The 13,867-nt window shown below is 66.8% G+C and carries 9 protein-coding genes; 4 read left to right on the top strand and 5 right to left on the bottom strand.

Annotated elements, in window-relative coordinates; genetic code table 11:
* Positions 1-13 precede the first annotated feature (13 nt).
* Entirely contained in the window at positions 14-1,441 is a 1,428-nt protein-coding gene (locus tag AC5QAH_RS16890) for a DcaP family trimeric outer membrane transporter (RefSeq protein WP_019337935.1), read from the bottom strand.
* Positions 1,442-1,686: 245 nt separating this feature from the next.
* On the opposite strand from AC5QAH_RS16890, the gene acs reads away from it, so the two are divergent.
* Positions 1,687-3,630 (top strand): acetate--CoA ligase, encoded by a 1,944-nt coding sequence (acs, locus tag AC5QAH_RS16895; RefSeq protein ID WP_049413195.1) that lies wholly within the window; start codon positions 1,687-1,689, stop codon positions 3,628-3,630.
* A gap of 121 nt (positions 3,631-3,751) precedes the next feature.
* Entirely contained in the window at positions 3,752-4,417 is a 666-nt protein-coding gene (locus AC5QAH_RS16900; RefSeq protein WP_005420420.1) for a response regulator transcription factor, read from the top strand.
* A gap of 102 nt (positions 4,418-4,519) precedes the next feature.
* Here AC5QAH_RS16900 and AC5QAH_RS16905 read toward each other — a convergent pair whose 3' ends face one another.
* The 4 genes from AC5QAH_RS16905 to AC5QAH_RS16920 all read right to left on the bottom strand — a co-directional run bounded on the left by AC5QAH_RS16905 (position 4,520) and on the right by AC5QAH_RS16920 (position 11,828).
* Positions 4,520-4,975 carry an REP-associated tyrosine transposase gene (locus AC5QAH_RS16905; RefSeq protein WP_049413198.1) on the bottom strand — a complete coding sequence of 152 codons (456 nt, stop codon included), beginning with the start codon at positions 4,973-4,975 and terminating at the stop codon, positions 4,520-4,522.
* A gap of 146 nt (positions 4,976-5,121) precedes the next feature.
* Positions 5,122-5,697 (bottom strand): manganese efflux pump MntP, encoded by a 576-nt coding sequence (locus AC5QAH_RS16910; RefSeq protein ID WP_010482394.1) that lies wholly within the window; start codon positions 5,695-5,697, stop codon positions 5,122-5,124.
* A gap of 318 nt (positions 5,698-6,015) precedes the next feature.
* Entirely contained in the window at positions 6,016-9,474 is a 3,459-nt protein-coding gene (locus AC5QAH_RS16915; protein WP_049454222.1) for a hybrid sensor histidine kinase/response regulator, read from the bottom strand.
* Positions 9,475-9,680: 206 nt separating this feature from the next.
* Entirely contained in the window at positions 9,681-11,828 is a 2,148-nt protein-coding gene (locus AC5QAH_RS16920; RefSeq protein WP_049454223.1) for a S46 family peptidase, read from the bottom strand.
* Between the two features lie 122 nt (positions 11,829-11,950).
* Between AC5QAH_RS16920 and AC5QAH_RS16925 the strand changes: the two genes are divergently transcribed.
* The gene (locus AC5QAH_RS16925; protein WP_019337941.1) at positions 11,951-12,727 is read left to right on the top strand and encodes a hypothetical protein; all 777 of its coding nucleotides are present in this window, start codon (positions 11,951-11,953) and stop codon (positions 12,725-12,727) included.
* Positions 12,724-13,824, top strand: coding sequence for a hypothetical protein (locus tag AC5QAH_RS16930; RefSeq protein WP_049454225.1), 1,101 nt, complete (start codon positions 12,724-12,726; stop codon positions 13,822-13,824). The genes AC5QAH_RS16925 and AC5QAH_RS16930 overlap by 4 nt, the downstream gene beginning before the upstream one ends.
* The last annotated feature ends 43 nt before the right edge of the window (positions 13,825-13,867 follow it).

Here is a 13,867-nt window from a genome sequence, read left to right on the forward strand (position 1 = left end):
GGTCGGCACTCCTCTAGAAGCTGTACTTGGTGGTGAACTGCAATCGGGTGATGTCACCCTTGTTGCCGTTCTCCACTTCGCGACGGCCGTACATCAGCTCCGCACCGATATCGACCTTGGGCAGCGGCGAATAGAAGATGTTGCCGCGGATGCTCTGCACGCTCTTGGTTACCAGCGGGCCGAGGATGCTGTCGTTGTCGTAGTCGCTGCGCGCGTAGATCAGGTTGGTGCGCAACTTCGGCGAGAACGCATGCCGCCAGCCCACGTAGCCGGCAAGCACGCCGGTCGGGTTGAGTTCGTCGCGGGCCACGTCATAGGCACTGTCGGCGGTAATGCCCAGGCCGATGTAGCGGGCGATGCCTTCGCCGCCGGTCAGCTGGTAGTGCAGCGAATCGCTGTCACCCATCACCCATTTGCCGCCCAGGGTCAGGCCGCCAGCCACCTTGTCGGCCTTGGCGCCGGTGGCCTGGTTGTCGACCTTCAGCTGACGGACGATGCCGCCGACACCGAAGGTGCCCCAATCACCCTTCCAGCCATAGCGCATGGTCAGATCGGGCAGGCTGCCACGGTCGGAGTTGGCGCTGGCGTTGGTCCATGCCCCGGTGACCGGGTTGCGGGTACCGGTGAGGGTGGTGGTTTCCGGGTTTTCCAGCGCGACGCTGAAGCCACCCTGGGTGTAACGCACCTGGGCCTGGCGCACGAAGATCACGCCATCGGTGGGGCCGACGAAGTCGACCGCCTCGGGCAGTGCGGCCGCGTCCATGAAGTTGGACCAGGTCTGGCCGGCCATCCAGTTGTTCCAGTACATGTAGGCGTGGCGCAGGGTCACACCGTAGGTATTGGTGGCGGTCTGGTTGCCCAGTGAATTGCCGAAGAAGTCCATCTCGAAGAACGCACCGGCCTTGTTGCCCGATTCGCTCACGTTGTCGATGCCCAGGTTGAAGCGCGAGAACTTGGCGTGGGCATTGAAGTCGGTGCCCGAACGCTTGCCGCTGCCGCCAGCGCCTTCCACCGGGGTCTGGCCCGGCAGGTACAGCGAGCGGCCGGTGGCGTCGTCGGCCAGCTGGCCATCGCTGGTCTGGGTGGCCAGGAAGTCGGCCTTGATGAAGCCGCCGATCTTGACCGTGGTGCCCGGCGCCGCGCCCGGGGTGATGGTGGTGACCTGGATGGGCTGCTTGCCGGCCGGCACCTGTGCGACCGGCTTCTGCTCGGCCTGCACCGTGCGGACTTCGGTTACGGCCTGCTGGGTCTGGCTGATCTGGGTCTGTTGTTGTTGCTGCGAAGACAGCAGCAGCTGGACCTGGCGTTCCAGTTCGGCAACGCGTGCTTCCAGTGCCTTCTCTTTGGCGGTCTCTGCGAACGCCATGCCCGGTGCGACCAGGGCGACCAACAGGCAGGCCGCCAAAGGTGTGCGCACGGCTTTCAACGTACGGTGGCTCATGTTGCCCTCTCTCCCAAGTGGCAAGGTGATGCCGCGCGTGGGGCACGGTCGAGCCGAGACTGCGGGGCGATTATGTATAGCGGCTATTCGCCATTGGTCGAACCCGGCCCTGCTGGGCGCTCACTTTCGACCATGGTCTAACCAGAGTGGTGACGCGACCGGGGGTGGATGGGGCAAACTGAGGGGGATCGGTCGCTGCGATGCTGCGACCGCACACACAAAGTCAACGTGCAAGTGAGGGTGCCATGGCTGATATCTACCCCGTCGATCCGCAGTTCGCCGCCAAGGCACGCATCGACAAGACGTCGTACGAACAGCAGTACCAGGCTTCGGTGACCGACCCGGATGGTTTCTGGGGCAAGGCGGCAGAGCGCCTGCAGTGGATGCGCAAGCCGACGAAGATCAGGAACGTCAGCTACGACCTGTCCGACTTCCACATCAAGTGGTTCGAAGATGGCGAACTCAATGCCAGCGTGAACTGCCTGGATCGCCAGCTGGAAACGCGCGGCGACAAGACCGCCCTGCTGTTCGAGCCGGACGGCCCGGATGCACCGGCCCAGCACGTCACGTATCGCGAGCTGTACGAGCGCACCTGCCGCCTCGGCAACGCGCTGCGCAACCTCGGCGTCAAGAAGGGCGACCGGGTCACCATCTACCTGCCAATGATTGTCGACGCCGCGGTGGCCATGCTGGCCTGCGCCCGCATCGGTGCGATCCACTCGGTGGTATTCGGTGGCTTCGCGCCGAACTCGATTGCCGACCGCGTCAGTGACTGCCAGAGCAAGCTGATCATCACCGCCGACGAGGGCTTGCGCGGTGGCCGCAGGATTCCGCTGAAGGCCAACGTCGATGCCGCGCTGAAGCTGCCGGGCACGAACACGGTTGAAACCGTACTGGTGGTGCGCCACACCGGCGGCGCGGTGGACATGCAGGCCCCGCGCGACCGCTGGTTCCACGATGTGGTGGACAGCCAGCCGGCCACCTGCGAACCGGAACGCATGAACGCGGAAGACCCGCTGTTCATCCTCTACACCTCCGGTTCCACCGGCAAGCCGAAGGGCGTGCTGCACACCACCGGCGGTTACCTGCTGTACGCGGCCTACACCCATGAAGCGGTGTTCGACCTGCGCGAGGACGACATCTACTGGTGCACCGCCGACGTCGGCTGGGTCACCGGCCACAGCTACATCGTGTACGGTCCGCTGGCCAACGGCGCGACCTCGCTGATGTTCGAAGGCGTGCCGAACTACCCGGATACCTCACGCTTCTGGAACGTCATCGACAAGCACAAGGTGAGCATCTTCTACACCGCCCCGACCGCCATCCGTGCACTGATGCGCGAAGGCGAGGAACCGGTGAAGAAGACCTCGCGCGCGTCGCTGCGCCTGCTCGGCAGCGTGGGCGAACCCATCAACCCGGAGGCCTGGCGCTGGTACTACGAGGTGGTCGGCGACAGCCGCTGCCCAATCGTCGATACCTGGTGGCAGACCGAGACCGGCGGCATCCTGATCTCGCCGCTGGCCGGTGCGATGGATCTGAAGCCGGGTTCGGCCACCCTGCCCTTCTTCGGCGTGCAGCCGGCGCTGGTCAATGCCGATGGCGAGATCCAGGACGGCCCGACCGAGGGCAACCTGATCATCCGCGACTCCTGGCCGGGCCAGATGCGCACGGTGTACGGCGACCACCAGCGTTTCATCGATACGTATTTCCGCACCTACCCGGGCAGCTACTTCACCGGTGACGGGTGTCGCCGCGACGAAGACGGCTATTACTGGATCACCGGCCGCGTTGACGACGTGATCAATGTGTCCGGCCACCGCATCGGCACCGCCGAAGTGGAAAGCGCGCTGGTCTCGCACCCGAAGGTGGCCGAAGCGGCCGTGGTCGGCTTCCCGCACGACGTGAAGGGCCAGGGCATCTATGCCTACGTGACCCTGGTGGCCGAAGAAGCGCCGAGCGACGAACTGCAGAAGGAACTGGTCGCGTGGGTACGCAAGGAAATCGGCCCGATCGCCACGCCGGACCACCTGCAGTGGGCGCCGGGCCTGCCGAAGACCCGCTCGGGCAAGATCATGCGCCGCATCCTGCGCAAGATCGCCGAGAACGCGCCGGACCAGCTCGGCGACACCTCGACCCTGGCCGATCCGTCGGTGGTGGCGTCGCTGGTGGACGAGCGCAAGGTGCGCTGATGGCGTGACTGCAGGCGCAGGACGCGCCAGGGACGTGGCCGGGAGGAGGGACCCGGCGGCGTCCGACCCGTCCTGCACCTGCCATCACGTCGCTCTTTTTCCTGATCGATAAGCTCGACCCATGACCACCCTCCTGATTGCCGATGACCACCCGCTGTTCCGCGAAGCCCTGCGTGGGGCCGTGCAGCGGGTCATCCCGGGCGTACAACTGTTCGAGGCCGACAGCGTGGAAGCACTGTACGCGCTGGCCGATCAGCACAACGACGCCGACCTGGTCCTGATGGACCTCAACATGCCGGGTGCGCAGGGCTTCAACGCACTCGTGCACATGCGCTCACTGCATCCGCAGCTGCCGGTGGTGGTGGTGTCCGCGCGCGAAGAAGCCACGGTGATGCGTCGCGCGCTCGACCACGGTGCGCTCGGCTTCATTCCCAAATCGGCCGACTCGGACACCATCGGCCATGCACTCGGCACCATCCTCGATGGCGAGACCTGGGCACCGCCGGAGGCGCACAACGTGCCGCCCACCGGCAGCGAAGAACGCGAAGTCGGCCAGCGCCTGCGCGAGCTGACCCCGCAGCAGTTCCGCGTCCTGCAGATGCTCGGCGCCGGCCGCTTGAACAAGCAGATCGCCTACGACCTCAACGTCTCCGAAGCAACGATCAAGGCCCACGTCACCGCCATCCTGCGCAAGCTCGGCGTAACCAACCGCACCCAGGCCGTGCTGATGGCCGGCAAGCTGGCCATCGACGACGACGCCATCGTACTGCCGCCGGAAGAAGACTGATTGTGACCGACTATGGAGCCGAGCATGGGCTCGGCTCTACAGACGTCATGATGCCCCTGTAGAGCCGAGCCCACGCTCGGCTGCTCTTTGCCTCAATACCAATCACTCCTCAAGCGGCCATCGACTCCACACATAGGGGTATTCCCCGATGCGCGTGGCCAGCCCAGCACGCACCGGATTGGCCGCGATATACACCGCCTGCGTGTGCAGGCATTCATCGCTGCGCAGCGCGTGGTCGTAGTATCCCGGCTGCCAGATCGGCGCGTTGGCATCAGCGCGCCTGCCGATGGAACGCCCGCTCCGTGATTTGAGGATCTGCATGCAGCCGGCAAGCGTGCCGGTACGGAGTTCGAACAGCCAATGCAGATGATCCGGCATCACCACCCAGGCGAGGGAGGAGGTCCGCCCCGTTCGCTCTACGGTGCGCAGTGCTTCGATCAGCAGATCGACGTTGGCCTTGTCGTCGAACCAAGGACGGCGTGCGCGTGTCACAGCCGTGATCGCGTAGACATTGCCGGTCTGCGACCAGCGACCAAAGCGGAGTGCGGGACTGGCCACGCGAAGAGGCTATGGCACGCATGACAGCCCTTCCATCAGTGCAACACCGCAATGCTTGTCAGCCAACACCCTGAGGTTGAGCCGAGCCCATGCTCGGCTGGCGCGCGAAGCAGCCGAGCATGGGCTCGGCTCTACAGGAACAGGCGTTACCCCACGCCGTGCAGGTGTTCGTACAGGATCGTCGCGCCGATGATCACCAGGATCACGCCACCGATGATCTCGGCGCGCTTGCCGACCATGCTGCCCAGCACGCGGCCGAGCATGATGCCGACGGTGACCATGGTCAGCGTGCACAGGCCGATGACTGCGGCCATCACACCGATATGCACGTCCATGAAAGCCAGGCCGATACCCACCGCCATCGCATCGATGCTGGTGGCGAAACCGGTCAGCGCCAGCTTCCAGAAGCCGTGGTGCTGCGAAGGATCTTCGTCTTCCTCGGCGCTGTCCGGACGCAGGCCGTTGTAGATCATGTGGATGCCCAGCGCACCGAGCAGGCCGAAGGCGATCCAGTGGTCGAACGCTTCCACGTACTGCAGGGCGGCACGGCCGAGCAACCAGCCGATGATCGGTGTGATCGCCTCGATGACGCCGAAGATGATGCCGGCGCGCAGCGCATCGCGGAACACCGGCTTGCGCATGGCCGCACCCTTGCCGATCGCCGCGGCGAAGGCATCGGTGGACATGGCAAAGCCGATCAGGAGGATCGAAATGGGGGACATTGGCGGCTGCTGAGGTCGGGCTAGGACGGACGCACGGCTCGCGCTCGCGCCCAACCTGACGTTGCGCGCGCGGGCCGCTGGTCTCGCCAACCATCATGGTTGTCCACGCCACGGCGCACTGGCCGAGTGTGTTGACGTGGACGATTCCTGCGAAGGAATCCGGCTACTCCCCAAGGGGACGCGCAGCTTAGCACCGCGATTCGCGCATGGCGCATCTGCGGCGAAACGCGCAGGCAGGGCTGGTTTGTATAGCGATGGCTATATCAGCCCCGCACTGCGTGCCGGAGCCGAGCGTAGGCTCGGCTCTACAGTTGCACGTCAGGCATCGTTGTTGCCGGCATCGCGCAGCGCGCCCAGGAAGGCGCGCAGCGAGGCCGGCTTGATCGGCTTGGTCAGCACGCGGTAGCCGCGTTCGCGCGCCATCCGCTTCAACTCGTCGCGACCATCGGCGGTCAGCAGCGCGCCGGGCAACGGGTAGCCCGCAGCCTCGCGAAGTGCCACCAGCGCATCCAGGCCATCCATGCGGTCGTGCAGGTGGTAGTCCACCAGCATCACCTGCGGGCGCTCGGCGATCTTCTCCAGCGCCTGGTCGACGGTGGCGGCAGTGATCACCTGCACCTGCCAACGGCCAAGCAATGCACGCATGCCGTCGAGGATCTCCTCATCGTTGTCCACGCACAGCACGCGCAGGCCGGCCAGCGAATCGCTGCGCACCGGTGCGGCCACCGCCTGTACCGGCGTTGCCAGCTCGGCGTAGCCCGGCAACGGCGCCACACGCGGCAGGATGATCGAGAACATCGAGCCGCTGCCGACGCGGCTGCGCGCATTGAGGCGATGGTCAAGCAGGCGCGAGATGCGCTGGCAGATCGACAGGCCCAGCCCCAGACCCTGCTCGCCCCAGTCGAACGGCTGCTGGTAACGGTGGAACTCATCGAAGATCTGCCGCATGTGGTGCTCGGGAATGCCGGGACCGGTATCCCATACCTGCAGCTCCACTTCGTCGCCACGATGGCGCACCGCCAGCACGATGCGCCCCTGGCGGGTGTAGCGCAACGCGTTGGCCAGGAAATTCTGCAGCACGCGGCGCAGCAGGCGGCGATCACTGCGCACCCACGCCGGGCGCGCGAACAGGTCCAGGCGCAGGCCACGACCGGCGGCGACCGGCGTGTACTGCGCCGCCAGTTCGCGCATCAACGCACTCACGTCGAACTCGCCGATCACCGGGTGCAGGCCACCGGCATCCAGCCGCGACACGTCCAGCAGGCCATCCAGCAGTTCTTCGGCCGCGCGCAGCGACGCATCCACGCGTTCGGCCAGGTGCTTCTGCTCATCGCTCACGTGGTCGCTGTCGCGCAGCGCGGAAGCGAACAGGCGCGCGGCGTTCAACGGCTGTAGTACGTCATGGCTGATCGCTGCCAGGAACCGCGTCTTCGACTGCTGCGCGACCTCGGCCTCATGCGAGCGCTCGGCGACGCGCTGTTCCAGCGTCTCGTTGGCTTCCAGCAGTGCTTTTTCCGCATGCTTGTAGTCGGTGATGTCGTTGTAGCTGGTCACGTAACCGCCGCCGGGCAGCGCCTGCCCGCGCATCTCGATCACCTTGCCGTCGCTGCGGGTGCGCTCGAACACGTGCGGTGAACCGGCGCGCATGTAGCCGATGCGGCGGTTGATCTGCACTTCGATATCGCCCTCGCCCAGTTCGCCGCGCTCGGCGTTGTAACGGATCAGGTCGGCCACCGGGCGGCCCACGTAGAGCATCCCGTCGGGGTAGCCGAACATGTCCTGGTACCGGCGGTTCCATGCGGTCAGGCGCATGTCCGGATCGACCACGCTGACCCCGGCGCTGATGTTCTCCAGCGTGGTCGACAGGATCTCGCGGTTGAAGCGCAGCTCCTGCCCGGCTTCGTCCAGCACTGCCACCACTTCGCCCAGGTCCATGCCCGAGCCACGCAGCAGGCTGGTCAGCAACAGGCGTGCGGATGCCGCGCCGATCGACGCGGCCAGCAGGCGTTCGGTGAACTGCACCCACGGGCGGTCTGCAGGCGCGGAGGATTGCAGTTCACGGCCCAGCGACTGCGCCTGCTCGAAGAACGAACGCCGCGCATGGCGCTCGCCGACCACGCGCGAGGCCAGTGCCAGCAGATCGCCCACATGCACGTGGCCGGGCCAGCCGCCGGCCACCGACGGGCGTTCGGCATACGGGTCGAGGAACGGCGCGGCGCGCAGGCGCTCGTCGACACCGGGTCGCCAGCGTGCGGACACCAGCATCATCGTCGCCGCGTTGACCAGCAGCGACCAGAACGTGCCGTGGGTCAGCGGATCCCAGCCGGTCATGCCGAACAGCTGCTGCGGACGCAGCCACTCGATGCCGAACGGACCGTGCTGCACCCAGGCGGCATCAACCCAGCCGGCCATGGTCATCGCCGGCAGCAGCAGCGTGTACAGCCATGTCGCGAAGCCGAGCAGCATGCCCATCTCGACGCCACGCCGGCTGGCGCCACGCCAGTACAGGCCGCCGATCAGGCCCGGTGCGAACTGCGCCACTGCAGCGAACGCCATCAGGCCGTACGACGCCAGCGTGCTGTCGTTGCTGCTGGTGCGGTAGTAGCTGTAGGCCATCAGCGCCAGCAGCAGGATCGCCAGGCGGCGGATCCACAGCACGCGCGAGGCGACATCGGCCGCTTCCTGGTGGTCGCCACTGCGGCGCAGCAGCACCGGCATCACCAGGTCGTTGCTGACCATGGTGGCCAGCGCGATGGACGAGACGATGACCATCCCGGTGGCGGCAGAGAAACCGCCCACATAGGCGATCAGTGCCAGCGCGTTGCGGCCTTCGGCCAGCGGCAGCGCCAGCACCATCGAGTCATCGGCAACGCTGCCGCCGGTGCCGAACAGGGTCACGCCGGCGGTGGCGATTGGCAGCACCATGCCCGAGATCAGCACAAGATAGCCACCGAACATCCAGCGCGCGCGGCGCACATCGCGCACGTCACCACATTCGACCACGGCCACGTGGAACTGGCGCGGCAGGCAGATGATGGCCAGGAAACTCAGCAGCGTCTGCGAGATGAATCCCACCGGCGGCAGGCCGGTGAACAGCGTATGCACCGACTCGACCACCGCGTCGGTGCGGTTGCTCAGCCACAGGTAGGCGAACACGCCCACCGCCACCATCGCCAGCAGCTTGATCACCGATTCGAAGGCGATCGCCAGCATCATGCCGTGGTGGTGCTCGGTGGCATCGACCTGGCGGGTGCCGAACAGGGTGGCGAACAACGCCATCAGCAGCGCCACGTACAGCGCCGGATCGGTGAAGAAGCCGGTCGGGCCGGTGTTGCCGGTCAGTACCTGCAGGCTCATCGCCACTGCTTTGTACTGCAGGGCCAGGTACGGAATGATGCCAATCAGCGCGATGATCGCCACCAACGCCGCCAGCCGCCGCGAACGGCCGAAGCGCGAAGAGATGAAATCGGCGATGGAAACCACGTTCTGGCTGCGCGCGATCAGCGCCAGGCGCTCGATGATGCGCCAGCCGAACAGCAGCAGCAGCAGCGGGCCGATGTAGATGGGCAGGTAGCCCACGCCGTTGCGCACGGCGGTGCCGACCGCGCCGTAGAAGGTCCACGACGAGCAGTACACGGCCAGCGCCAGGCTGTAGACCACCGGCCGCAGCCACGGCCGGTCGGGGTACATCGGTCGACGGTCACCCCACCACGCCACGCCGAACAGCAGCGCGGCATAGGCAACCGAGACCAGCAGCAGGATCCAGCTGGAGACCACGCGTGCGTTTCCGTCAGGACAGGGGTCAGTAGATCACGACCGCTGGTCGTGCGGGTAGGTCATGGTGGTGGGTCACGACCATTGGTCCGTCTGGTGGGTCACGACCGTTGGTCGGTACGGGGACATCCGTGCCCACTGACAGTGGGCACCTACCGGGAATCAATGGGCACCCACCAGGAAGCGGTGGGCGCCTGCCAGGTACCGGTTTACTGGGCCGGTACGCCCATTTCCTTCAGCAGCTCGGGTGCCGGGTAGACCTTGGCCAGCAGCCAGCGCAGGTAGCGCATGTCCACGTGCACGGCGCGCTTGTAGCGCGGGTCGAACCACCAGCTGGCGCTGACCGATTCCCAGTTGCTGTCGAAGTTCAGGCCGATCAGTTCGCCCTTGGCGTTGAGCACCGGCGAGCCGGAGTTGCCGCCGGTGGTGTCCAGGTTGGTCAGGAAGTTGACAGTCTGGGTCTTCAGCGCCGGGTCGGCGGTGCTGCCGAAGTCACCCTTGGCGATCGCGGCCAGCAGCGGCTTGGGTGCGTCGAACGGATAGGCGTTGGTGTTCTTCTCGACGATGCCGGCCACGGTGGTCACCGGCGAGTAGGTCACGCCATCGCGCGGGTGCAGCGCCTCGACCTTGCCGTAGCTGATGCGCAGGGTGCGGTTGGCGTCCGGGTACACCGCACGGCCCTGCTTGGCACGCCAGGCGAACAGCGCCTGCATGTACGCCGGGCGCAGGCGCAGCTGCTCGCCTTCGCGGGTCTTGCTCTCGTTTTCGATGCGCAGCTGCGCGGCCACCAGCGGGCCGGCCACGGCGATCAGCGGATCGGCGGCAAGTGCCTTGCCCTCGCGTGCGGCAGTGAAGCGCGACAGGCGCTGCGCCTCGTCACCCAGCTGGGTGCCGGCATAGAGGGTGTCCAGCGCCTTGGCCAGCTGCTCCGGGGTACGGCCGAAGGCCGCGTCGAACTCGGCCACGCGCTGCGCGTCCGGCAGCTGCTGGTAGCGGGTCAGCAAGGTGGTCAGCAGGGCCTTCTCGACCTCCGGTGCGTAGCGGCGCTGGACCTGCTTGAGCACGCCTTCGATCATCGCCTGGTCGCGCTGCTGGTAACCGCTCTCGCGCTGCGCGTCCGGCTTCGCCGATTCGATGCGCAGGCGCTCCAGCAGCAGTGCCGAGCGCAGCAACTGGCTCTGCGCAGCCATCTGATCCAGCAGCAGGTCACGCTCGCCCACCGCCGCGCCCTGCGACAGGTTGGCCAGCAACGCCTTGATGTCGCCTTGGTACTTGCGGTCGGTCGCGGCCAGCATCGCGGTCTCGTCGGCGGCACGCTGGGCCTTGGCGTCGCTGCGCAGCAGGCCTTCCAGTTCGCCAGCGGCGCGCTTGCGGTTGTTCTTCAGCGACTGCAGCTGCGAGGCATAGCGGGTACGCGCCTGCGCGTCCTTGGCGGTGGCGGCCTCGATGGTGTCGATCATCTGCTGGAACACCGACACGCGGCGCGGCAGCACGGTATCGATCTGGCCGGCGAACTCGGCGGCGGTACGGTGGCGGTAGGTGATGCCCGGGTAACCGGCCAGCATCGCGTAGTCGCCTTCCTTCGGGCCTTCCACCGACATCTGCAGGTGTGCCGGTGCCTGGTAGGGCACGTTGTCCTTGCTGTAGGCGGCCGGCTTGCCGTCCTTGCCCACGTAGGCGCGCAGCAGGGTGAAGTCGCCGGTGTGGCGCGGCCACATGAAGTTGTCGATCTCATCGCCGTAGTTGCCGATCGCACGCGGCGGCGCATACACCAGGCGCACGTCGCTCAGTTCCAGCTGGGCGATGCGGTAGAAGTCGGTGCCGTAGTACATGTTGGCCACCGAGCAGCGCACGCTGCCGTCCTTCTCGCAATCGGCCACGATCTGCTTGCTGGCCGCATCGACGGCGTCGAAGTAGGCGCGACCGGTCTTGCCACGCGCCTGCGCCAGCACCTGGTCGGTCACCTTGTCGAAGCCGACGGTGACCAGCACGCGGAAGTCCGGGTTGGCCGGACGCTCGTCGGCACGGTCCTTGGCGATGAAGCCACCGTTGATCAGGTCGTGCTCGGGCGAGCTGTTGTACTGGATCACGCCCATCGCCACGTGGTGGTTGGTCAGCAGCAGGCCGTCGGCGGACACGAACGAACCGGTGCCGCCACCGGCACGCACCACCGCGCTCAGCGGCGGCGCAGTGACGTTGGCCAGGTCGGCCGGATTGCCCTTGAAACCGGCTGCCTGCAGCGGCTTGGCCAGTTCCGGCAGCTGGGTCGGCATCCACATGCCTTCGTCGGCGTGGGCACCTGCGGCGAGGGTCAGGCCCAGGGCCAGGGCGGTGGGAAGGGCTTTGCGTGGTGACATGAGGCAATCCGGTACGACAGAACAGCCCGGGACCATAGCCGCTGGGGCCGGATGGGGCAACGGCCGATGGTTGGGGGCACCGATGCTGGCTAGAATCAGGCACGGATACCAGGGAAGGACCGATGATCGCAGGAATCGATCTGGGCACCACGCATTCGACAGGGCCATCTGCCGCCGAGGCGCTTGCCGACCGCATCGTCCGCAACGGTCAGCAACGCGATCCGGCAGACTTCGCAGCCTGGCTGCAGCAGTCCCCGGAACTGCAGCCCCCTGCGGATGCTGGCGCGGTGAACCTGGCAACCTGGCAACGGCTGATGAAGGGCACTACGCCGTTCCCGCAAGCGAACTTCGAGCAGCTGGCCGACCGCTTCCAGTGGTATGACCGGGACAGTATCCGCGAGTGCTACGACATGGCCGCCCTCGGCCACAGCATGCACCTGTGCTGGTTGCTGGTGCCAGGCAACGAGACCGCGCTCGCCCGTTACATGCATCTCGAGAATGCGCCGGTTTCGGTGGTGCAGGCCCGCACCCGTGTCGCCCGGCTCAGTGGCCCCTGGCACCCACTGCGCGCGCACATCCAGGCGCTGTCCGCGCGCACGCGGCACGAAATGCGTGAAACGCTGCATTACCTTGTCGGCGTGCCTGTGATGGCGCACGTGGCGCTCCCACCGCCATTGCAGCGCAGGCAGGTCATGTTCTGGGCGGCCGCATGCGACGCCCTGCACCATTCCGTGCCGTCACGCAGACGCTTCACGCGGCGAACGGTCACTTTGGCACTGCTTCTGACGTGCGCCCTGCTGGCCACCATCGCAATCCTCCGCGGGGTATTTTCCAGCTCCCCCGGCAATGCAGACAGTGATCGTTCAAGCCTGCAGCCCCCACACGAGGCAAACCCATGAGCAACTGGATGGACCTGCTGGAGCGCGCCAAATCCACCGACCCGCAGCCTTTCGCGGTATACCTGCAGGGCCTGCGCAGCCAGTGGTCCCTGGACGAGCGCGCTGAAGCCAGTGCCAGGGTGCTGCAGGCGCTGCGCGCGCGGCAGGCGCCCATGAACCTGTCCGAAGCCGCGGCGCTTTACCAGGCCTTCGGCTGGGACGACGCGGGCTGCGGCCTGGCACCAGGCGAACTGCGCGAGCTGGCCGAACACGCCTGGCAGGACTGGCTGCAACTGCCCGCGCAGACCGATCTGCTGGCCCAGCAGATGGAGGCGCGTGGCGGGCGCTGGACCAGCCACGATGACGCTGCCAGCCGCCTTCAGCAGCTGCGCGAACCGCGTTCGCACCTGCGCAACCTGATGTCCGCGCTGCCGCTGCGCGTGCCGCGCCAGGCCGCAGCGTTGATGGACGTACTGGGCTGCCAGGAGGACCGTCCTCTGCCGCCCGGCATCGATGCGGGCCAAGCCCGTTTCTGGGCCGGCGCCAGCGATGTCACCCGCCTCACCGCGGCACAGTTGTCATTGCTGCGTGCACTGCTGGCAAGCGTGGCGCTGACGTTGATGGCCTTCATCGCGTTGGCCACCACCCAGATCGCCAGCACGCTGCTGCCCTACCAGTCGGAAGAGCAGCGCAGGGCGATCGTGCTGGGCACGGCAGCGCTGGCGCCACTGCTCGGCACGCTGCTGGCCATTGGCCTGCGTCATCTGTTCGTCTGGCAGAGCGCCCCTGAAGACCCGTCCGTGCCGCCTTCCCGGCTGCGTTGGCTGACCCTGCCGGTCGCCTGCGCAGCCATCGCAGCGGTCGGTACCGCCGTCTACCTGTGGGTGCCCTCGCCTTCGCTGTGGTTGGCACCGCTGTGCTGGCTGCTGGCCTGGACCGTGCTGGCCACGGCATGGATCCGCTACCAGCTGCGCCGGGGCAAGCCCGTCCGCATGGAATTGCCAGTGTCATTCCTGGTGATGCTGTCCGTGCTCAGCGTGCTGCCGGCGCTGCTGGGTGCGCTGCTGCTGTGGAGCATGGACCTGTCCGGGCACCGCCAGCGGCTGCGCCGCAGCTGAAGAAGCCGGGGGTCGGACCCTCTCAACGAAAGGGCACCGCCCC

The sequence above is a fragment of the Stenotrophomonas sp. YJH_SMC_43 genome (assembly GCF_059372535.1).